Source organism: Maritalea sp. YIW29 (assembly GCF_057219265.1).
In genome coordinates this window covers 353,800-373,818 of the sequence record NZ_JBXVVF010000002.1, presented here as the reverse complement: position 1 = coordinate 373,818, position 20,019 = coordinate 353,800, and the positions used below count along the sequence as shown (strand labels likewise).

The following is a 20,019-nucleotide window of genomic DNA, read 5'->3' as shown; positions in this document are numbered from 1 at the left end:
AAATTAGTGTCGGTCTTGGCCCATTAGCTGTCCGACTTCTTGCAAGAAATCCTGTGTCTTCTTTGACAGTTCTTGGATTTCAACGGCAATGGCGGCGAATTCGCGACCTTTTTCGCCTGCCCGCGCAGCTTCAATTGAAGCGTTTATTGACACCAATTGAATGTGACGCCCAACCGTGTCTACCTTGCCTACCACATCCAATATCTTGGATTGATGTTCCTGGATCCGAGCTGTTTGTTCTTGCTTTAGAACCTCGCCCAATCTGTCTAAAAATTTTGTTACGGGCCCGCCAACATTATAGAGGCAGTGATCAATTAAGTCTGGTTTGGCCTTGAAATGTTTCAACGTTGCGTCGGCATTTTGTTGAATTTCTTGACTGATGGGCAAAAGCACATCAAGTGCATCTTTTCGTAGCGTTTCAAGCTGCTCAGGTAGCGGGAAAGAACATTTTTCCAGCATTTCCAATATTTCCATATCCAACATTTGCACGGCGCTGTTGGTGCGCGAGATTGAGGTCTCAACAATTTCGTGGTCGATTTCGGATTGGTCAGGACAGCGCGCCAATGCAGCGAAAGACAGGGCCGCTATTCGACAGGGCCCTACCGCGGTGAATGCTATATGATCGACATCATCCAGTGTCATATATCGCAGTGCCCCCATGCGGGTTGAAGCTTTGAGTTGGATGTTGGCGATTGCCATTTTTGGCTGAAACTCTTCCGAGATTAACGCGCCGGCACATCCACATTTGGTTCAGGTTGGCCAATTCGTCTTTATTTTTCGTTAACCAGAGTTTTTCCAGTGACGGGTTTATCGTTACTGAACCCAGGGGAAATTGAAGCATGGTGCAGGCAGAATGCAGCGAGAGAGAAATTTGACGAGGCTGACCATTTGCGTTAAATAAACGAACGTTCATTTAATTCTATCTTGTTACAAAAGGGTGTTGATCTAATATGGCGCGAACTGCGGGTTCAAACGGGCAAGAAACGGCATCACGTATTGACGATGTAGCGCTGAGCCTCTTCGCCCAAAAAGGCTATGCCGCCGTCTCCATGCGTGAAATCGGCAAAGAAGTCGGCGTGCAAGCTGGTGCGCTCTATAATTACAGCCCCAACAAACAGGACCTGCTCGCCCGCCTGATGAGCGAGCACATGGATGAGTTACTATTGGCTTGGGGTAAAGAAAAGGCGGACAAGCTGTCGCCCCGCAAAGCTCTTGAGGCTTTCGTCTTGTTCCACATTCGCTATCACGTGTCGCGACCTGATCATGTGTTCATCTCCTATATGGAGTTGCGCAACCTTGAGCCGGAAAATTTCAAGAAAATTGAACGCCTGCGTCACCAATATGAGGCAGAACTAAAGTCAATTCTTGAGCGTGGGCAAAAGGACAAGAGTTTCAATATTGCCGACGTTCACGTCACCGCCATGGCCATTTTGGCGCAACTAACCGGGGTGACCACTTGGTACCGTGCCAAAGGACGGCTCAGCCAATCAAAGATCGAAGACATTTACATTCAGCTTGTGTGCCAAAGCGTTGGCGTACAACCATCGAAGGAAATTTAGCCATGTTCACCACCGGAATGAATTTTACCCTTGGCGAAGATTTAGAAGCGTTGCGCGATATGGTGCATCGGTTTGCCCAGGACCGCATTGCGCCGATGGCGGCTCAAATTGACGAGACCAACCAATTTCCAAATGAACTTTGGTCCGAGTTTGGCGAGCTTGGCCTTTTGGGGGTGACCGTTTCAGAGCAATATGGCGGGGCAAATATGGGCTATCTCGCCCAATGTATCATTGTTGAAGAACTTAGCCGTGCATCAGCCTCAGTCGGTCTTTCATATGGCGCTCACTCTAATCTGTGCGTGAACCAAATTTTCCGCAACGGTAACGATGAACAAAAAGCAAAATATTTGCCCAAACTTATCTCTGGCGAACATGTTGGTGCGCTGGCCATGTCTGAGCCTGGCGCTGGGTCTGATGTAGTTTCAATGCAACTCAAAGCAGAGGCTGCACAGGGCGGGTATCTGCTCAACGGCAATAAGATGTGGATCACCAATGGGCCAGACGCTGACACATTGGTCGTCTATGCAAAAACGGACCCGGATGCCGGATCAAAAGGCATGACAGCCTTTATTGTTCAAAAAGACTATGATGGTTTCTCAACTGCGCAAAAACTCGACAAACTGGGCATGCGGGGCTCCAACACCTGCGAGTTGGTGTTTGAAAATTGTTTCGTCCCGGAAGAAAATGTGCTCGGCGAAGTCGGCAAGGGCGTGCGGGTTTTAATGTCTGGTTTGGACTATGAGCGTGTTGTGCTCGCCGCTGGCCCTGTCGGTATCATGCATGCCGTATTGGATGTTGTCGTGCCCTATGTGCATGAGCGAAAACAGTTCGGACAAGCCATTGGCGAATTCCAATTGGTGCAGGGTAAACTCGCTGACATTTACACAACGATGAACGCTTCGCGTGCTTATGTCTACGCAGTGGCGCAAGCATGTGACCGTGGTGAAACAACACGAAAAGATGCTGCTGGTTGCATTCTATATTCTGCCGAAAAAGCGACTCAATGCGCGCTAGACGGCATCCAGCTGCTGGGGGGTAATGGCTACATCAACGAATATCCAACCGGTCGTTTGTTGCGGGACGCGAAGCTATACGAAATTGGTGCTGGAACCAGCGAAATCCGCCGCATGTTGATCGGTCGCGAAATGTTCGGCGAAACCAAATAGCTGATTGCCAAGGAGCATCCAATGCCTGTCATCAAGTCGCAAATATCGACAAAATCAGATCAGTTCGTTGCCAACAAACAAGCGTTGGAAAGCCAAATGGCTGATATTGCCGCTGCGACAGAAATGGCGCGGCTGGGTGGCGGCGAACGCTCGCGAAAACGACATCTTTCGCGCGGCAAACTCTTACCTAGAGATCGGGTAACAAAACTGTTGGACCCAGGTTCACCATTTTTGGAAGTCGGCCCAACCGCCGCGCACGGTCTTTATGACGGGGCGGCACCGGGCGCAGGTTTGATCACTGGAATCGGACGGGTTGAGGGCCAAGAAGTGATGGTGGTGTGCAATGACGCCACGGTTAAGGGCGGCACCTACTATCCGATGACGGTGAAAAAACACCTTCGCGCGCAAGAGATTGCATTGGAGAACAATTTGCCCTGCGTCTATCTGGTGGATAGTGGCGGGGCGAACTTGCCCAATCAAGACGAGGTCTTTGCTGATCGCGATCATTTTGGGCGGATCTTTTTCAATCAAGCCAATATGTCGGCACGTGGCATTCCACAGATCGCGGTCGTGATGGGATCATGCACTGCAGGCGGCGCTTATGTGCCCGCCATGTCGGACGAAACGATCATCGTCAAAGAGCAGGGCACAATTTTTCTAGCCGGCCCGCCATTAGTTAAAGCGGCTACAGGCGAAGTAGTAAGTGCGCAAGATTTGGGTGGCGGCGATGTTCACACAAGACTATCAGGCGTTGCAGACCATTTGGCTGAAAACGATCAACATGCGCTGGAACTAGCACGCAAAGCCGTCGCGCACCTCAACCGTCAAAAACCCAACCAGTTGCTCATGCAACCATCAGAAGCACCACTTTATGACCCAGATGAGATCATTGGCGTTGTGCCGGGCGATTTAAAAACACCATATGACATCCGCGAAGTGATCGCCCGGGTGGTCGACGGGTCGCGATTTGAAGAATTTAAGGCTCGGTTCGGCGTAACGCTCGTATGCGGGTTCGCCCACATTCACGGCATGCCGGTGGGCATTATCGCCAACAATGGCGTCCTATTTTCCGAAAGTGCGCAAAAAGGCGCTCACTTTGTTGAACTGTGCTCGCAACGCAAAATCCCATTGGTGTTTTTGCAAAACATCACCGGCTTCATGGTGGGCAAAAAATACGAAAATGAAGGCATCGCCAAACATGGCGCTAAGCTGGTCACCGCCGTCGCAACAACGTCTGTGCCAAAAATTACCGTGCTGGTAGGCGGCTCCTTTGGCGCTGGAAATTATGGCATGTGCGGCCGCGCATACTCGCCGCGTTTTTTGTGGACATGGCCAAATTCACGCATTTCAGTGATGGGTGGCGAACAAGCGGCTGGCGTGCTCGCTACAGTTAAACGCGATGGCTACGAGCGCAAAGGCGAGAACTGGTCCCAAAAAGATGAGACCGCCTTCAAACAACCAATCATCGATCAATTCGAAACTCAATCGCACCCGCTATATGCGTCCGCGCGGCTTTGGGACGATGGCATCATCCATCCAGCCCGCACCCGGGATCAACTTGGCCTGTCATTATCCGCAACCCTAAACGCCTCAATTGCTGACACGCAATTCGGCATCTTCAGGATGTAAATCATGCGATTTCGCGGGCAAATTCAAGACGCCTTTATGCTCCTTGAGCGCAAGGGCCTAGTTCTATCGCTAATCAAAATTGAAGGACTGCCGAAGATCGGTATGCATGTGAGTTTTTTTGGGGAAATCCGGAAAATCATCGAACTCGGACGCAACTCAACCGATGGCAATGTAGTTTCACATCGGAGTTGTCTGACAGGGCACCCCGTACCCGCATACGGATCAATCTGCGTTGACTGGAACAAAAGCGATGTAGACGCAATAGGATTGCGTGATCAATGGGTGGAGGAGGAAAATCTATGACCTCGTTACAACGCGAAACCGGATTGAGTAGGGTCGAATAATGTTCAAGAAAATCCTCATTGCCAATCGTGGTGAAATCGCCTGCCGGATCATGCGCACGGCGCAATCCTTGGGCGTGAAATGTGTCGCTGTATACTCGGACGCTGATGCGAATGCGCAGCACGTTAAGATGGCAGACGAAGCGTATCGGCTTGGCCCTGCACCTGTTGCTGAGAGTTATTTGCGGGTCGATAAAATCCTTGAGGCGATTAAATTGTCTGGTGCCGAAGCTGTGCATCCGGGCTATGGCTTCCTTTCTGAAAATCCAGACTTTGTTGATGAACTCGACAAGGTGGGCGTTCGCTTTATCGGCCCATCTGCAGACGCCATCCGAGCGATGGGACTTAAAGATGCGGCCAAAGCGCTGATGGAAAAAGCCAATGTACCGGTGGTGCCGGGCTATCACGGCGACAATCAAGATGCAGAATTTCTGGCCAATCAGGCCGCTGAAATCGGCTACCCCGTCTTGATCAAAGCGCGGGCTGGCGGCGGTGGCAAAGGCATGCGCCGCGTAGATGATCCAGCCGAGTTTAAGTCAGCATTGGAAAGTGCGTCTCGCGAGGGACTGTCGAGTTTTGGCGACGGGCAGATATTGATCGAAAAATATATCACTACCCCGCGCCACATCGAAATTCAGGTGTTCGGTGATGACCACGGTAATGTGGTGCATTTGTTCGAGCGCGATTGCTCCTTGCAACGTCGCCATCAAAAGGTGATCGAAGAAGCCCCCGCGCCCGGCATGACTCAAGAGATGCGCAAGTCCATGGGCGAAGCGGCGGTAAAGGCTGCGAAAGCGATCAATTATTCGGGTGCTGGCACCATCGAATTCATTGTTGATGCTGCGAATGGGTTAAACCCAAACGGGTTTTACTTTATGGAAATGAACACGCGACTGCAGGTTGAGCACCCGGTCACAGAAATGGTTACCGGGCAAGATCTGGTGGCATGGCAATTGCGGGTGGCGAGTGGCGGAACATTGCCGAAAACCCAAACCCAATTGGCGATCAATGGCTGGGCATTTGAAGCGCGGTTATATGCAGAGGATGTGCCAAAAGGATTTTTGCCCGCAACTGGCACCCTCGCGCATCTGAAATTGCCACAAGATTGCGCCCGTATTGATTCCGGGGTGGTTGAAGGCGATGTCATTTCGCCGTTTTACGATCCGATGATCGCCAAGATTACGGTTCATGGTGAGACCCGAAATGAAGCATTGAATGCACTTGCGTCAGCATTGGGGAAAGCCGAAATCTCGGGCTCGGTGACGAACCGTGCGTTCCTGAAAGCACTTTGCGACCATCAAACATTTGCCAATGGAGACGTTGATACTGGCCTCATCGAGCGAGATTTAGACCAACTTGTTGGGGTGCCAAAACCAACCAATTCGGCAATCGCGGCAGCTGTTTTGATCGGGTTGGATTTGGCTCGCTTTGACACTTCTGACGATCCTTGGGATCACTTGCCCGGTTGGCGCGCGTGGCCCGGAGAGTCTGACAATATCGAGTTTGATCACGATGGCAATCGGTTAAAATTTGAAGTGAAGCTCGGCGCTGGTCGAAGCTTTTTCATTTCTGACGATGATATGAAATTGGAAGCTGAGTTGCTGACGTTTAGCGAAAGCGAAATTGCGCTTTTCATAGATGGCCAGCGACATCAACTGCGCTTCTCTGCGAATGAAGACTTCATTGCGATTTTCACTGGCGTTGAAACCTTCACCTTCGACCGTGTGAAATTGGTTCTAGCTGGTGATGCAGAGCAGTCCAGCGACGCTGTTCTTTCACCGATGCCCGGCGCTGTTGTGGCGCTTAGTGCGAAGGTTGGCGACAAGGTCAGCCAAGGCGATAAGCTTGTTGCGGTTGAAGCCATGAAAATGGAACACGCATTGCTGGCGCCGCGTGATGGAGTGATTGAAGCGGTGTTTGTTAGTCTTGGAGATCAAGTAGAAGATGGCGGTTTGCTGATTCAATTGGAGCCGCTAGATGACTGATCACGTCACAATTTTCGAAGTTGGGCCTCGGGACGGGTTGCAAAATGAAAAGCAACAAATTGCTACGGCAGACAAAATTAAACTGATCAATCTGCTCTCAGATTGTGGATTTGCAAAAATTGAAGCGACCAGTTTTGTGTCACCAAAATGGGTGCCACAAATGGCCGATGCGCGAGAAGTTCTTGGCGGTATAGATCGGCGCGATGGTATTGCCTATGCAGCGCTAACACCTAACTTGCGCGGCTATGAAGGTGCGCGCGCTGCAAGCGCCGACGAAGTCGCGATCTTTGCTTCCGCGTCAGAAGGCTTCAGCCAGAAGAACATAAACTGTTCGATTAAAGAGAGCATCGAGCGGTTTAAACCTTTGCTGGAAGTAGCCAAATCGGATGGCGTCCCGGTGCGCGGATATGTGTCCTGTATCACAGATTGCCCCTATGATGGCCCGATGGCACCAGCATCTGTGGCGAAAGTGGCTGCACAATTATCTGATTTGGGATGTTATGAAATCAGCCTAGGCGACACTATTGGCGCCGCGACGCCAGAAACGACATTGGCTATGCTCGAAGCCGTGTTAAGTGCGGTGCCATCGGGGAAATTGGCTGGGCATTTTCACGACACAAAAGGCCGTGCGCTGGATAATATTGGTGTCTGTCTAGACCACGGATTGCGCACCTTTGATGCGTCAGTCGGTGGGTTGGGCGGCTGCCCCTACGCACCCGGCGCAAAAGGCAATGTCGCAACTGAAAGTGTCGTGGCTAAATTGCATGATTTGGGATTTGAAGCAGGTATCGACCAAAATATGCTGGCAACTGCCAGCGCCTTTGCGCTGAGTTTGAAGGGATAGAAGATGGCCTATCAATATATTCGCCTTGAAACAGATGATCGTGGCGTCGCGACCCTGACTTTGGAGCACGCGGACAAGCATAATGCGCTCAATGCTGAGATGTGTGATGAGATTAGCTTAGCCGTCGCAGCGATCAATAAAGACAAATCCATCCGAGCTGTTGTGCTGGCCGCGAACGGGAAGAGTTTTTGTGCTGGCGGCGATCTCAACTGGATGCGCCAGCAATTTAACGCCACGCGTGATGTGCGCATTGCTGAGGCTAAACGACTTGCCAACATGCTGTTTGCCCTCAACACGCTGGAAAAACCGCTGATCGGCAAAGTGCAGGGCAATGCATTCGGCGGCGGCGTTGGCCTCATGTCGGTATGTGATGTTGTTGTTGCCGTTCAAGGCGCGAAGTTTGGTTTGACGGAAACAAAGCTGGGTCTGATCCCGGCAACCATCAGCCCCTATGTGCTTGCGCGAATGGGCGAGGACAAGGCGCGGCGTGTGTTTATGTCCGGGCGGGGGTTTGGTGCGCAGGAAGCGGTGTCTCTTAATTTGGTGTCAATTCTTGTGACCGCCGACCAGCTTTCTGATGCGGTTGAACAACAAGTTGCACCCTATTTGCAAACCGCTCCGGGCGCAGTGACCCGCGCGAAACAGTTGGTCCGTTCCTTAGGTCCTACAATTGATGAAGGCGTGATTGATTTTACCGTCAATCAACTTGCAGATTGTTGGGAAAATCCCGAAGCACATGAAGGCATCTCGGCCTTCTTTGAGAAGCGAAATCCGAGTTGGGTTGAGTAGCAAATAACGAAACGAATAAGGTCGCGGTTTTTTTAAAGCCGCGACCTCCAATTCTCTAGACAGATGCCGTAAGTTCCGGCACCGCTTCAAACAGATCGGCGACCAAGCCATAATCCGCAATCTGGAAAATTGGCGCGTCTTCATCGGTATTGATCGCAACGATGGTTGTGCTGTCTTTCATGCCCGCCAAATGCTGGATCGCTCCCGAAATACCAACTGCGATATATAGGTCTGGTGCCACCACTTTGCCCGTCTGCCCAACTTGCCAATCGTTTGGCGCATAGCCCGCATCAACTGCAGCGCGTGACGCGCCGAGCGCAGCACCGAGTTTATCAGCAAGTGGTTCAAGTAGCTCGTTGAACTTTTCCATCGAACCAAGCGCCCGTCCGCCAGAAATAACGATTTTCGCTGACGCAAGTTCAACGCGGTCTCCGCCCGCGAGTTCAGCACCGACAAAGCTAGACAGTCCATTGCCAACGCTTTGGCCAAGAGGTTCAACACTTGCCGCGCCATCAAGGCCAACCGCATCAAATGTTGTGGTGCGCACGGTCAGTACCTTTTTGACGTCTGATGTTTGCACTTTCTGAAAAGCATTGCCCGCATAAATAGGGCGAACAAATGTGTCACCTGAAACCACTTCGGTGACGTCAGAAATTTGCATCACGTCTAACAATGCCGCAATCCGCGGCATGGTGTTTTTACCGTTTGATGTGGCAGGCGCAACGAAGGCGTCATATTGGTCAGCCAACGAAACGATTAGATCCGCCACAGGCTCAGCCAATTGGTTTGCAAAAGCGGCATCATCAGCGACGAGCACTTTTGAGATACCCGAAATTTTTGCAGCCGCTTCGCCAACGCTGGCGCAGTCTTGACCGGCGACCAACACGTGTATTTCAGCGCCCAACTGGCTCGCCGCATTCGCAGCGCGCAATGTCGCCTCATTCAAATTTTCATTATCATGTTCTGCAAGAAGAAGTGTGCTCATTAGATCGCTCCTGCTTCGTTTTTCAATTTGTCGACCAATTCAGCCACCGAGCCAACTTTAATGCCTGCGGCACGCGGAGCGGGCTCCGTTGTCTCCAAAACGGTCAATCGATTATTCACTTCAACCCCAAAATCGCCAGGGGTCTTGGTGTCCAATGGCTTCTTCTTTGCCTTCATAATATTGGGCAAAGACGCGTAACGCGGCTGGTTCAACCGAAGATCAGTTGTAATGATTGCAGGCAGGTTTAGCTGGACCGTTTGCAGGCCGCCGTCGACCTCGCGGGTCACATCAACAGTATCTTCGCTGAGTTCAACTTTAAAGGCGAATGTGCCTTGGCCCCAACCAAGCAATGCGCCTAGCATCTGCCCGGTTTGGTTGGCATCATCATCAATGGCTTGCTTGCCCAAAATCACCAACTGTGGCTCTTCAGCTTCAACAACACCTTTAAGGATTTTTGCCACATCAAGCGGCTCGACAATGTCGTCATGTTTGACGTGGATCGCGCGGTCAGCACCCATGGCGAGGCCGGTACGCAAAGTTTCCTGCGCTTTGTCCGGGCCAATTGAAACGACAATCACTTCTTCAGCATTGCCCGCTTCTTTGAGCTTAAGTGCTTCTTCCACCGCGATTTCGTCAAATGGATTCATGCTCATTTTGACGTTGTTTAGATCAACGCCAGAGCCATCGGCCTTCACGCGAATTTTGACGTTATAGTCAACTACCCGTTTAACGGGGACGAGGATTTTCATGTTCCAATCAACTCCTGAAATGGAATAGTCTAAGCGATCTCAATCGCGATAGCGGTGGCTTCTCCGCCACCAATACAAAGTGATGCGATACCACGTGTTTTAGAGGTGCGTTCAAGCGCATGCAACAGGGTCACTAAAATTCGTGCACCCGACGCGCCAATTGGATGACCTAGAGCGCACGCGCCGCCATGAATGTTGATTTTCTCAGCATCAATATTCAGGGCTTTTTGAGCGGCCATGGTGACGACAGCAAACGCTTCATTGATTTCCCAAAGGTCGACATCGGCAATGTTCCAACCGATTTTGTCGACCAACCTTTGCATGGCTGGAACAGGTGCAGTCGTGAACCAGCCTGGTTCATGGGCATGGCTTTGATGGCCCACAATGCGCGCGCGGATGTTTAGGCCTTTTGCGTTCGCATTGCTTTCCCGCATCAAAACCAAAGCGGCAGCACCGTCCGAAATGGAGGATGCATTGGCAGCGGTTACCGTGCCGTCTTTGGCAAATGCTGGGCGTAGAGTTGGGATTTTATCAGGCCGTGCATTTTTGGGTTGCTCGTCTTCAGAAATCACAATTTCGCCCTTACGGGACTTTATCGTCACCGGCGCGATTTCAGCTTCAAAAGCACCCGAACTTTGCGCCTTAAGTGCCTTGTTGAGTGAGCCAATTGCAAACTCATCTTGCGCTTCACGAGAAAATTCATATTTCCCGGCGCAGTTTTCGGCAAAATTGCCCATCAGTTCGTGGCCGTCATAGGCGTTTTGCAAGCCGTCAAAGAACATATGGTCAAGCGTTTCTGCGTGCCCCATACGTGCACCGCCGCGCATTTTGGGCAACAGATATGGCGCGTTGGTCATGCTTTCCATGCCACCAGCCACCAAGATGTCACCATTGCCAGCCTTAAGCTGATCATGGGCCATCATCACCGCCTTCATGCCGGAACCACAGACTTTTGATATGGTTGTGGACGGTGTGCCAAGCGGCAAGTCGGCGCCAAGCGTTGCCTGTCGAGCGGGGGCTTGCCCGAGCCCAGCGGACAATACATTGCCCATCAAAACTTCGGATACATCTTGGCCGCCAATTCCGGCACCATTCAGTGCCGCCTTAATTGCAGTTGCACCAAGTGCTGGTGCAGCGACAGCGCCCAGTTCACCTTGGAACCCACCCATCGGGGTGCGGGCAGCGCCAACAATTACAATTGGGTCATTGCTCATAAATGTCTCCTATCGTGGCTGCAAACGTACAGCGCCATCTATGCGGATGGTTTCGCCATTGATCATCGAGTTGGTGATGATCTCTTCAGCGAGGGAAGCATAATCAGCCGGGGTGCCCAACCGTTTAGGGAATGGTGTATTTGCGGCCAAAGAATCTTGCACCTCTTCGCTAAAGCCTGCCATCATCGGCGTCATGAAGATACCTGGCGCGATGGTGACCACACGAATACCGTCCCGCGCCAGGTCACGCGCCATCGGCAACATCATGCCGACAACGCCGCCTTTTGAAGCGGAATAGGCGATTTGCCCCACTTGCCCCTCATAGGCGGCGACAGATGCGGTGTTGATGATCAGCCCGCGCTCAAGATCATCACTTACCGTGTCAAGTTTCGCCATTCCAGCTGCACCCATGGAGGCACAGTGGAACGTTCCAATTAAATTGACGCCAATGGTTTTGGCAAACATTGCAGGGTCGTGTGGGTTGCCTTCGCGGTCAATCGTTTTCGCGCCCGGCGCAATGCCCGCGCAATTGACTACAACACGTTCTTGACCATTTGCAGTACGTACTTTTTCAAAGCCCGCTGCGACACTGGTCGCATCGGAAACGTCAACTTTAGCGAATGTGCCGCCCAGTTCTGTGGCAATCGTTTCGCCGCGTTCTTCGTTCAGATCGAAAAGGCCAACCTTGACGCCCTTTGCTGCCAAATGCCTTGCAACGCCTTCGCCTAAACCAGATGCACCACCTGTAATCACAGCAGACAATTCAGAATTAATTTGCATGAAATGAGGTCCTATTCGCCTTTAAATTTTGGGTCGCGTTTTTCACTGAAGGCTGCCATGCCCTCTTGCTGGTCATGGGTGCCAAATAACGAATGGAAAGTGCGGCGCTCAAAGAGAACACCTTGGCTAATGCTCAGCTCTTCGGCTTGGTTTACAGCCTCTTTTGCTGTTTGGGTCGCCAGCTTGCCAAAGCCTGCAATCTCCGCAGCGATTTTGAGCACTTCATCGACCAACTCGTCAGTCGGAAAAATCCGCGCTGCTAGGCCGGAGCGTTCAGCCTCCTCAGCGTCCATCATTCGGCCTGTCAGGACCATATCCATCGCTTTAGATTTGCCAACCAGTTTGGTGAGGCGCTGCGATCCGCCCATACCGGGAATAACGCCGAGCTTAATTTCAGGTTGGCCGAATTTAGCGCGATCACCTGCATAAATCACATCACACATCATCGCCAATTCGCACCCGCCGCCAAGGGCATAACCATTAACAGCCGCCAATATTGGCGTGCGCGTTGCACTCAACTTGTCCCAACCAGCAAACCAATTGGCTTTGGCCATGTCGGTATAGGTTTGGGATTGCATTTCTTTGATGTCGGCACCTGCCGCAAACGCTTTTGGTGATCCAGAAATGACAAAACACCCAACGTCGGGGTCTGCGTCATATTGTTCAAGGGTTATGGTCACCTCATCCATAATCGCCAGATTGAGCGCGTTAAGCGCTTCGGGGCGATTAAGGGTGATATGGACCACGCGGCCGATTTTTTCGACCAGAATGTTCTTTGTCATACTGAATGGCCTTTTAGTTTGGGCACGATCGTTCATTCATGAAGAGCGGGAACGCTCTTTAAGTTCATTTATGATGTCTGAAAAGTCGTGCCCCACGCCATTCTTCTCGACATAGGCGTCATACAACTTTGTGGCGTGTTCGCCAAGAGGGGTCAGCGCGCCAGATTGGTCAGCCGCGTCTTGAGACAATTTTAGATCTTTGAGCATAAGCGCGGCGTCGAAACCAGGCAAATAACCATTGTCAGCAGGGCTTTGCGGCCCTACGCCCGTCACTGGGCAATAGGTGTTTACAGACCAACAAGACCCACTTGATGTCGAAACAACATCAAATAATGCGGATTTATCGAGACCTAATGCATCGGCTAAATTGAACGCTTCGGCGGTGCCGATCATTGAAATGCCCAACAACATGTTGTTGCAAATCTTCGCAGCTTGCCCCGCACCATCTGCGCCACAATGCACGGCTTTTTGCCCCATAATGTCAAATAGGGGCTCGATTTTCTCAAACGCCGCATCGCTGCCCCCGACCATAAAGGTCAACGTGCCAGCAGCTGCGCCGCCCACGCCGCCAGAGACCGGCGCGTCCAAACTGAGCATGTTATTGGCTTGCGCCATCTCGTGCGCCATGCGGGCACTTGCTACATCGATTGTTGAGCAATCAACAAACACGCATCCTTTTGGGGCTTTATTGAGCAGTTGCTCAAACACAGAAAGCACAATTTGCCCGTTGGGCAACATGGTGATCACAGCTTCAGCATTGGCAACGGCTTCTTCAGCACTCGCCGCCAGCTTCACGTTGTTCGCTTTCGCCTTGTCGGCATTCTCTTTGGAAAGATCAAACCCGAGAACATTGTGACCCGCCTTAACCAGATTAGCGGCCATGGGACCACCCATGTTACCAAGCCCGATAAATGAAATATCCATATCGAATTCCTTTTTGATCTAGCCTGCAAATGTAAGTTCATCGTCGCCCAGTGGCGTGAACATGTCTTTGGCCATCTGATCGCTCACGGCAGCCAAAGTATCAGGCTCCCATTTTGGGTTGCGGTCTTTGTCGATCACCGCGGCTCGTATACCTTCGTAAAAGTTCTTGCCTTTTAGACTTGCGGCACAAAATCTGAGTTCTAGTTGCAAGCTTTGCTCAACGCGGGAAAACTGTTCGACTTCGCCCAATGCGTAAAAGGTAGATTTGACGCTCAAAGGGCATTGCCGCTTCAATAGTTTCAGCGCACCTTGGGCGAATTCACTTTCATCGGCTTCAATATTGGTCATCACTCGCTCGACGGTTTCGCCACTAAACCAATTAGCAATTTGGCGCGCGTGAGTTCGGGCTTTGCCCTGTATCGGTTTTGCTGAAATTTGGGCAAGCAAATCGTCAATGTCCGCGCCGCCGATCAAACGGTCTTTGAGTTTGCTAAAGGCCTCTTTCGGCACATATACATCTGCAAAGCCCATGAATATCGCATCGTCTGGGTCCATCCGTGCACCTGAAATGCCATAATATGCGCCCACGCCCTTTGGCGCCTTGCTCAGCAACCACGTGCCGCCAACATCGGGCAAAAACCCAATGCCAACTTCGGGCATTGATACGGTTGAGCCATCCGTAACTATGCGATGTGAGCCATGCGCTGAAACACCAACGCCGCCACCCATGGTGAACCCATGCATAAGTGCGATGTATGGTTTTTCATAGTTCGCGATCATGGCGTTGAGTTGATATTCGTCGCGCCAGAACTTGAGTGAGCCAACGGGATCTTTGGGGCCGTTCTCGTATATCGTTTGGATATCGCCGCCTGCACAAAACGCACGATCGCCAGCGCCCTCGATAAGCACACACCGAATGCTATCGCCCTTTGCCCAATCGGCGAGCGCGTCGCGCATGCCATTCACCATTTCATGGCTAAGTGCATTCAAGCTTTTTGGACGATTTAGAGTGATAACGCCCACGTCACCATGTTTTTGAACTATTAAGTCGTTCATGTTCAATCACTCAATAATTGGCGTGAAACAATGAGGCGCATGATCTCGTTGGTGCCTTCCAAAATCTGGTGCACCCGCAAATCGCGTACAATTTTCTCAATGCCATAATCCGCTAAATAACCGTATCCACCGTGCAATTGCAGGGCTTGGTTGGCGACGTCGAATGCCGTATCGGTCACAAATCGTTTCGCCATCGCGCAATATTTTGTTGCGTCCGGCAATCCCTGATCATAGGTCCATGCGGCTTTATACAAAAACACCCGTGCGGCTTGCAGTTCGATTTCCATATCTGCAAGACGGAATTGCAAGGCTTGGAATTGGTTGATGGATTTGCCGAAAGCTTTACGCTCCGCCATATAATTTAGCGTTTTATCAAGTGCGGCTTGGGCTGCGCCCAATGCGCTTGCGGCAATGTTTAATCGCCCGCCATCAAGGCCTTTCATGGCATACTTGAAGCCATCGCCTTCTTTCCCGAGAAGGTTTGATGTAGGGATAATCACATCGTCGAAGATGACTTCGGTGGTCGGCTGAATATGCCAGCCCATTTTCTTTTCGTTTGCACCAAATGAAAGGCCCGCTGTGCCTTTTTCAACAAGGAATGCTGAGATGCCCTTTGGGCCTGGCGCGCCAGTACGTGCCATCACGATATAAAGATCTGAAATGCCGCCGCCTGAGATAAAGCTCTTCGTGCCCTTTAATATGTAATTGTCGCCATCACGCTTGGCGACGGTTTGAAGTGCCGCCGCGTCCGATCCAGAACCGGGTTCTGTAAGGCAATAACTTGCAACGCTTTCCATGCTTGTTAGCTTTGGTCCCCAATGCTGGCGCAGTTCCTCAGACCCAAATCGATCAATCATCCAAGAGCACATATTGTGGATTGATAGGAACGAAGCGGTTGCCGGGCAGCCATGCGACAAGGCTTCAAAAATCAAAGCGGCATCAAGCCGCGTTAAATCTGATCCGCCAATATCATCACGTGTGTAGATGCCTGCCATGCCCAGTTCTGCGGTCTGTTTGATCACATCTAATGGGAAGTGCCTAGTTTGGTCCCACTCCACAGCATGGGGCGTAATGTTTTCCATCGAAAATTCGCGCGCCATTTCAAAAATGGCGGCTTGTTCTTCACTTAGCGCAAAATCCATTCCCGTCGCTCCAATATCAGCATGATTTATCGCACATCATATTGTGCACAAACGCAATATCAATAATCGAATAAGCAAAACTATTGTGCAATATTGCACTAGTCTTATGTTAGCATAATTCGCTATAAATATCCTCATGCGCACCAATTGGGATGATTTTCGATATTTTCTTGCAGTAGCACGCCACGGCACATTGTCAGGGGCTGGCAATCATATTGGTGTTGACCACGCCACCGTTGGTCGGCGGATCACGGCGTTAGAAGAAAGTCTTGGCACAGCGTTGTTTAATCGTTCACCCCAAGGGTATGCACTCACCGACGCTGGGCATAAAATGATGCCAATTGCCGAGCAGGTGGAAAGCGATGCGATGCGCGCCATTGACGAGCTTAGCGATCACCATGCTGATTTATCGGGCCCGGTATGTATCGGAGCCCATGAGGGTGTTGCCTCATTTTTGCTCGCAGAGGGGGCGGCGCAGATTTGCCGAAAGCATCCACTGCTTGAAGTCCAGCTTCTCACGGTGCCACGATCTTTCAGCCTATCCAAACGTGAAGCAGATTTCGTCATCACGGGATCGCGCCCTCAATCTGGTCGCGTAAAGATAAAAAAAATTGCTTCCTATGTGCTCCACATTTATGGCGCGGCTTCATATTTGGAAGGGCAAGCACCCATCAAAAGCTGCAAAGACCTACGGAAGGTACGGGGCATCGGTTACATTCCTGATATGATTTTTGATAAAGAGTTGGATTACATCCCAAGTGTGGATCCAAGCCTTAAAGCGCACCTGACGTCCAATAGTCTGCATGTGCAATTGCAAATGGCATTGGGCGGCGCGGGCGTTTGCATATTGCCCGATTATGTCGCGCGGGATCATCCTACATTGGTTCCAGTTTTGGCCGATGAGGTGAAGTTGACACGGGACCTCTGGCTGACCATCCATGAAGACATTGCACACCTAACGCGCATAAAATCAGTCGCTGATTTCATCACCCAAGATATTGTGTCGCGTTTAAAAGCAATCGCCAGCATATGAGGACAGCATGAGTAAAACGCGATTTTTTGAAGATTTATCGGTTGGTGAAAAATTCCGTACCGGAACATTTGAACTGACAACAAAAAACATTGATGAATTCGCTTCAATCTATGATCCGCAATTCATTCATATAGACGAAGAGGGCGCAAAAGACGGCCCATTTGGCGGGATTATTGCTTCGGGTTGGCAAACCCTTGGCGCCACCATGCGTTTGATGGCGCTTGAAAAGCCGTTCGGCGAGAACCCGTTGATCGGTATGCGAATAGATGAGTTGAAATTCGCCAAACCGGTATATCCAAATACAGCAGTTTTTGTTGACGCCGAAGTCATCGACCTCAAGAAATCACGCAATGGCGAGCGCGGCTATGTTGGCATTCGGCTAGAGACGAAATTGGAACAAAATGATGAGCTGGTCGTCACCCAAAAATGGACCTGCCTGCTGCCCTGTAGATCTGCGTGAAGTTCCAGTTTTAAGTGAATTCCTCAAACTGTTCCAATGCTGCTCGGTCATAGCCTTTTGACGCGGTCCAAAGCTGTTTGGTATAAGCGTGCCCAACCTCGCCGGAGCGCAATTGGCCGTCAGTTATTTCTTCTATGATCACACCACGGTTCATAACCGCAATTCGACTGCATAGGTGCCCGACAACGGCCAAATCATGACTGACCATAATGTAGGTCAGTCCGCGTGATTTTTGGATGCGGCCCAGCAAGTTCAGAATTTCGGCTTGAACGGAAACATCTAGCGCAGATGTTGGCTCATCCAACAAAATGATTTTTGGCTCCAAAATAAGCGCACGCGCTATCGCCACCCTTTGTCGTTGTCCGCCAGAAACTTGATGCGGATAGCGAAAACGAAACTCGGCGCCAAGCCCAACCTCGTCCAAAGCATCAATTATGCGCTGTTCTTGGTTATCAAAGCCGTGGATAGCCAGTGGTTCTCTAAGCGTGTCATTCACAGTGCGGCGCGGGTGCAAGGAGCCATATGGGTCCTGAAAAACCATCTGCATCATTTTGCGTTGGCTTTTGCTGCGTTTGCCAACAATGGTCGTACCATCAACTTCAATTTTGCCGGTCCAGTCTGGCACCAAGCCAACAATGGCCCGCAAAACCGTTGATTTACCGGAACCACTTTCGCCAACAAGACCGTAACTCTCGCCTTCCACGACATCAAACGACACAGATTTCACAGCATGGATGGCGCTGCCCTTGCTGCCAAAATGGATATTGAGATCATCAACCTTGATCATGACAATATTCCACCTTCATTCAGCCAATTCGGATCACGGTTCAGAATGGGTAACTCGCCATGGTGTCCATCCATTTTTGGCAAGCAATTCAATAACCCCTTAGTGTAAGGATGCTTGGCATTGTGTAAGTCTTTGGCGTCCAAGATCTCCAAAATCCGCCCGCCATACATCACCAAAACGCGGTCGCAGAATGAAGAGACAAGGTTCAAGTCATGGCTGATTAACACAAGGCCCATGCCCCGTTCGCGCACCATATCGTCTAGCAATGCGAGCACCTGCATTTGCACGGTCACATCAAGCGCCGAAGTCGGTTCGTCGGCGATCATGACTTCTGGGTCGGTGATCAGCATCATCGCGATCATAATGCGTTGACCCATGCCACCAGATACTTGGTGGGGATAAAGACTATAGACTTTTTCTGGCTCGCGAATGCGAACCACATCTAGCATTTTCAGGGCGCGTTGTTGGGCTTCAGATTTAGAAATTTTCTCATGTACCCGACATGCTTCAGCTATTTGCTTGCCGACACATACCACTGGGTTCAGCGAATATTTCGGATCCTGCATAATCATCGAGATTTGACTGCCGCGTATCTTGCGCATCTCGCGGGTTGAAGCGGTCATCAAGTCTTTGTCGCCGAACATCATCTTGTCAGCGCTAATTCGGCCGTTCCCCGCGGTAAGGCGCAACAGCGCGCGGCCAGTTTGGGATTTGCCGGACCCACTTTCACCAACAATGCCTAACCGTTCACGCTTCAAATCAAAGCTGACATTTTTAACCGCATGGACATCGCCGCGCGGTGTCGAGAAATGTACATTTAGGTTCTGGACGGAAATTAGAGGTTCTTCGCTCATTCACCGCCTCCACTGCGTGGGTCTAATACATCGCGCAACCCGTCACCCAATAGGTTGAAGCCGAGGGACACGACCAAAATGGCAACGCCAGGAATGGTTGGCACCCACCACTGATCGAGCAAGAAATCGCGCCCAGTTGAGATCATCGCTCCCCACTCCGCTAGGGGCGGTTGCGCGCCAAGGCCTAAAAAGCCAAGGCCAGCAGCGGTTAGAATAATGCCAGCCATATCCAAAGTCAGCCGGACGACGGTCGAGGATAGGCACATGGGCATGACGTGAGACATCAGAATGCGAAACTTGGACGCCCCCTGAATTTCAGCCGCCATAATGTATTCTGAATTGCGCACCGTTAGCGTTTCAGCCCGGGCAAGCCGCGCATAGGGAGACCATGACGTCATTGCGATGGCGAGCACGGCGTTTTCTAAACCCGGCCCCAAAACCGCGACAAAGGCGAGTGCCAGAATTAAACGCGGGAAGGCTAAGAAGATATCGGTAATGCGCATCAAGATGCGATCAATCCAACCACCGAAAAGCCCGGCAGTGGTGCCAATAATCAAACCAATGGGCATTACAATGACTGACACTAAGAACACGATATAAAGAGTGACTTGGGATCCCCAAATGATCCGGTCAAAAACATCACGGCCCAACTCGTCGGTGCCGAACCAATGTTCCCACGTCGGCGGTTTCAGTCGGTTGGCCAAATTTTGTGTGGACCCGTCGTCAGATGTGATAATCGGCGCAAACGCTGCAATCAAAATTAGGCTGGCAACGATGATCAGCCCGAGCATTGCAATGGGGTTGGTCTTAAAGCTCAACCAGCCAATGTAGGCACGTTGGCATCGCGCTTGAAATGCGCTATCGGGGCGGTCTGACAATAGCCATGCGCGCAATCCTTGTGGCGTAGCGGTTGGGGAAGACGAATTCTCGCTCATATTTT

At 51.1% G+C, this 20,019-nt stretch carries 20 protein-coding genes; 8 read left to right on the top strand and 12 right to left on the bottom strand.

The window, feature by feature from the left end; all coding sequences use genetic code 11:
* Positions 1-3: 3 nt before the first annotated feature.
* The gene (locus tag AC2D8L_RS10930) at positions 4-699 is read right to left on the bottom strand and encodes a methyl-accepting chemotaxis protein (protein ID WP_484685514.1); all 696 of its coding nucleotides are present in this window, start codon (positions 697-699) and stop codon (positions 4-6) included.
* A gap of 251 nt (positions 700-950) precedes the next feature.
* On the opposite strand from AC2D8L_RS10930, the gene AC2D8L_RS10925 reads away from it, so the two are divergent.
* The 6 genes from AC2D8L_RS10925 (at position 951) to AC2D8L_RS10900 (ending at position 8,313) form a co-directional block, all read left to right on the top strand.
* Positions 951-1,559 (top strand): TetR/AcrR family transcriptional regulator, encoded by a 609-nt coding sequence (locus AC2D8L_RS10925; RefSeq protein ID WP_484685513.1) that lies wholly within the window; start codon positions 951-953, stop codon positions 1,557-1,559.
* A gap of 17 nt (positions 1,560-1,576) precedes the next feature.
* Entirely contained in the window at positions 1,577-2,725 is a 1,149-nt protein-coding gene (locus tag AC2D8L_RS10920; RefSeq protein ID WP_484686392.1) for an isovaleryl-CoA dehydrogenase, read from the top strand.
* 21 nt (positions 2,726-2,746) lie between these two features.
* Positions 2,747-4,354: a carboxyl transferase domain-containing protein gene (locus AC2D8L_RS10915; protein WP_484685512.1), complete on the top strand. Its 1,608-nt coding sequence runs from the start codon at positions 2,747-2,749 to the stop codon at positions 4,352-4,354.
* Between the two features lie 343 nt (positions 4,355-4,697).
* Positions 4,698-6,680 (top strand): acetyl/propionyl/methylcrotonyl-CoA carboxylase subunit alpha, encoded by a 1,983-nt coding sequence (locus AC2D8L_RS10910; RefSeq protein WP_484685511.1) that lies wholly within the window; start codon positions 4,698-4,700, stop codon positions 6,678-6,680.
* Complete coding sequence (locus AC2D8L_RS10905; RefSeq protein WP_484685510.1) at positions 6,673-7,524, top strand: hydroxymethylglutaryl-CoA lyase; 852 nt, start codon at positions 6,673-6,675, stop codon at positions 7,522-7,524. Before AC2D8L_RS10910 ends, AC2D8L_RS10905 begins: the two co-directional genes overlap by 8 nt.
* Before the next feature lie 3 nt (positions 7,525-7,527).
* Positions 7,528-8,313, top strand: coding sequence for a crotonase/enoyl-CoA hydratase family protein (locus AC2D8L_RS10900; protein ID WP_484685509.1), 786 nt, complete (start codon positions 7,528-7,530; stop codon positions 8,311-8,313).
* A gap of 55 nt (positions 8,314-8,368) precedes the next feature.
* Here the strand turns inward: AC2D8L_RS10900 and AC2D8L_RS10895 are convergent, their stop codons facing one another.
* The 8 genes from AC2D8L_RS10895 to AC2D8L_RS10860 are packed head-to-tail and all read right to left on the bottom strand — an operon-like array spanning position 8,369 to position 15,945.
* A complete protein-coding gene (locus AC2D8L_RS10895) occupies positions 8,369-9,298 on the bottom strand; it encodes an electron transfer flavoprotein subunit alpha/FixB family protein (RefSeq protein ID WP_484685508.1) in 930 nt (309 codons plus the stop codon).
* Complete coding sequence (locus AC2D8L_RS10890; RefSeq protein WP_484685507.1) at positions 9,298-10,047, bottom strand: electron transfer flavoprotein subunit beta/FixA family protein; 750 nt, start codon at positions 10,045-10,047, stop codon at positions 9,298-9,300. The genes AC2D8L_RS10895 and AC2D8L_RS10890 overlap by 1 nt, the downstream gene beginning before the upstream one ends.
* Positions 10,048-10,076: 29 nt before the next feature.
* Entirely contained in the window at positions 10,077-11,261 is a 1,185-nt protein-coding gene (locus AC2D8L_RS10885; protein WP_484685506.1) for an acetyl-CoA C-acyltransferase, read from the bottom strand.
* Between the two features lie 9 nt (positions 11,262-11,270).
* Positions 11,271-12,041 carry an SDR family NAD(P)-dependent oxidoreductase gene (locus AC2D8L_RS10880; protein WP_484685505.1) on the bottom strand — a complete coding sequence of 257 codons (771 nt, stop codon included), beginning with the start codon at positions 12,039-12,041 and terminating at the stop codon, positions 11,271-11,273.
* Between the two features lie 11 nt (positions 12,042-12,052).
* Positions 12,053-12,823, bottom strand: coding sequence for an enoyl-CoA hydratase (locus AC2D8L_RS10875; RefSeq protein WP_484685504.1), 771 nt, complete (start codon positions 12,821-12,823; stop codon positions 12,053-12,055).
* Positions 12,824-12,859: 36 nt separating this feature from the next.
* The gene (gene mmsB, locus AC2D8L_RS10870) at positions 12,860-13,747 is read right to left on the bottom strand and encodes a 3-hydroxyisobutyrate dehydrogenase (protein ID WP_484685503.1); all 888 of its coding nucleotides are present in this window, start codon (positions 13,745-13,747) and stop codon (positions 12,860-12,862) included.
* Between the two features lie 18 nt (positions 13,748-13,765).
* Positions 13,766-14,803 carry an enoyl-CoA hydratase/isomerase family protein gene (locus AC2D8L_RS10865; protein WP_484685502.1) on the bottom strand — a complete coding sequence of 346 codons (1,038 nt, stop codon included), beginning with the start codon at positions 14,801-14,803 and terminating at the stop codon, positions 13,766-13,768.
* Between the two features lie 2 nt (positions 14,804-14,805).
* Positions 14,806-15,945, bottom strand: coding sequence for an acyl-CoA dehydrogenase family protein (locus tag AC2D8L_RS10860; RefSeq protein WP_484685501.1), 1,140 nt, complete (start codon positions 15,943-15,945; stop codon positions 14,806-14,808).
* Between the two features lie 136 nt (positions 15,946-16,081).
* On the opposite strand from AC2D8L_RS10860, the gene AC2D8L_RS10855 reads away from it, so the two are divergent.
* Positions 16,082-16,978, top strand: a complete 897-nt coding sequence (locus AC2D8L_RS10855) for a LysR family transcriptional regulator (protein WP_484685500.1) — start codon at positions 16,082-16,084, stop codon at positions 16,976-16,978.
* Positions 16,979-16,985: 7 nt separating this feature from the next.
* Positions 16,986-17,438 (top strand): MaoC/PaaZ C-terminal domain-containing protein, encoded by a 453-nt coding sequence (locus AC2D8L_RS10850; protein ID WP_484685499.1) that lies wholly within the window; start codon positions 16,986-16,988, stop codon positions 17,436-17,438.
* Between the two features lie 10 nt (positions 17,439-17,448).
* Here AC2D8L_RS10850 and AC2D8L_RS10845 read toward each other — a convergent pair whose 3' ends face one another.
* From AC2D8L_RS10845 to nikC, 3 genes are read right to left on the bottom strand one after another with little or no spacing between them, the layout of a single operon-like run.
* On the bottom strand, positions 17,449-18,225 hold the full coding sequence (locus tag AC2D8L_RS10845) for an ABC transporter ATP-binding protein (RefSeq protein WP_484685498.1): 777 nt from the start codon (positions 18,223-18,225) through the stop codon (positions 17,449-17,451).
* Positions 18,222-19,079, bottom strand: a complete 858-nt coding sequence (locus AC2D8L_RS10840) for an ABC transporter ATP-binding protein (protein ID WP_484685497.1) — start codon at positions 19,077-19,079, stop codon at positions 18,222-18,224. Before AC2D8L_RS10840 ends, AC2D8L_RS10845 begins: the two co-directional genes overlap by 4 nt.
* Positions 19,076-20,014, bottom strand: coding sequence for a nickel transporter permease (nikC, locus tag AC2D8L_RS10835; protein WP_484685496.1), 939 nt, complete (start codon positions 20,012-20,014; stop codon positions 19,076-19,078). Before nikC ends, AC2D8L_RS10840 begins: the two co-directional genes overlap by 4 nt.
* Positions 20,015-20,019 lie beyond the last annotated feature (5 nt).

What these genes read in the sequence shown, in the direction of transcription:
- AC2D8L_RS10930 (WP_484685514.1), bottom strand. Translation starts at nt 699, where the DNA reads ATGGCAATCGCCAACATCCAACTCAAAGCTTCAACCCGCATGGGGGCA.
- AC2D8L_RS10925 (WP_484685513.1), top strand. Translation starts at nt 951, where the DNA reads ATGGCGCGAACTGCGGGTTCAAACGGGCAAGAAACGGCATCACGTATT.
- AC2D8L_RS10920 (WP_484686392.1), top strand. Translation starts at nt 1,577, where the DNA reads ATGAATTTTACCCTTGGCGAAGATTTAGAAGCGTTGCGCGATATGGTG.
- AC2D8L_RS10915 (WP_484685512.1), top strand. Translation starts at nt 2,747, where the DNA reads ATGCCTGTCATCAAGTCGCAAATATCGACAAAATCAGATCAGTTCGTT.
- AC2D8L_RS10910 (WP_484685511.1), top strand. Translation starts at nt 4,698, where the DNA reads ATGTTCAAGAAAATCCTCATTGCCAATCGTGGTGAAATCGCCTGCCGG.
- AC2D8L_RS10905 (WP_484685510.1), top strand. Translation starts at nt 6,673, where the DNA reads ATGACTGATCACGTCACAATTTTCGAAGTTGGGCCTCGGGACGGGTTG.
- AC2D8L_RS10900 (WP_484685509.1), top strand. Translation starts at nt 7,528, where the DNA reads ATGGCCTATCAATATATTCGCCTTGAAACAGATGATCGTGGCGTCGCG.
- AC2D8L_RS10895 (WP_484685508.1), bottom strand. Translation starts at nt 9,298, where the DNA reads ATGAGCACACTTCTTCTTGCAGAACATGATAATGAAAATTTGAATGAG.
- AC2D8L_RS10890 (WP_484685507.1), bottom strand. Translation starts at nt 10,047, where the DNA reads ATGAAAATCCTCGTCCCCGTTAAACGGGTAGTTGACTATAACGTCAAA.
- AC2D8L_RS10885 (WP_484685506.1), bottom strand. Translation starts at nt 11,261, where the DNA reads ATGAGCAATGACCCAATTGTAATTGTTGGCGCTGCCCGCACCCCGATG.
- AC2D8L_RS10880 (WP_484685505.1), bottom strand. Translation starts at nt 12,041, where the DNA reads ATGCAAATTAATTCTGAATTGTCTGCTGTGATTACAGGTGGTGCATCT.
- AC2D8L_RS10875 (WP_484685504.1), bottom strand. Translation starts at nt 12,823, where the DNA reads ATGACAAAGAACATTCTGGTCGAAAAAATCGGCCGCGTGGTCCATATC.
- mmsB (WP_484685503.1), bottom strand. Translation starts at nt 13,747, where the DNA reads ATGGATATTTCATTTATCGGGCTTGGTAACATGGGTGGTCCCATGGCC.
- AC2D8L_RS10865 (WP_484685502.1), bottom strand. Translation starts at nt 14,803, where the DNA reads ATGAACGACTTAATAGTTCAAAAACATGGTGACGTGGGCGTTATCACT.
- AC2D8L_RS10860 (WP_484685501.1), bottom strand. Translation starts at nt 15,945, where the DNA reads ATGGATTTTGCGCTAAGTGAAGAACAAGCCGCCATTTTTGAAATGGCG.
- AC2D8L_RS10855 (WP_484685500.1), top strand. Translation starts at nt 16,082, where the DNA reads ATGCGCACCAATTGGGATGATTTTCGATATTTTCTTGCAGTAGCACGC.
- AC2D8L_RS10850 (WP_484685499.1), top strand. Translation starts at nt 16,986, where the DNA reads ATGAGTAAAACGCGATTTTTTGAAGATTTATCGGTTGGTGAAAAATTC.
- AC2D8L_RS10845 (WP_484685498.1), bottom strand. Translation starts at nt 18,225, where the DNA reads ATGATCAAGGTTGATGATCTCAATATCCATTTTGGCAGCAAGGGCAGC.
- AC2D8L_RS10840 (WP_484685497.1), bottom strand. Translation starts at nt 19,079, where the DNA reads ATGAGCGAAGAACCTCTAATTTCCGTCCAGAACCTAAATGTACATTTC.
- nikC (WP_484685496.1), bottom strand. Translation starts at nt 20,014, where the DNA reads ATGAGCGAGAATTCGTCTTCCCCAACCGCTACGCCACAAGGATTGCGC.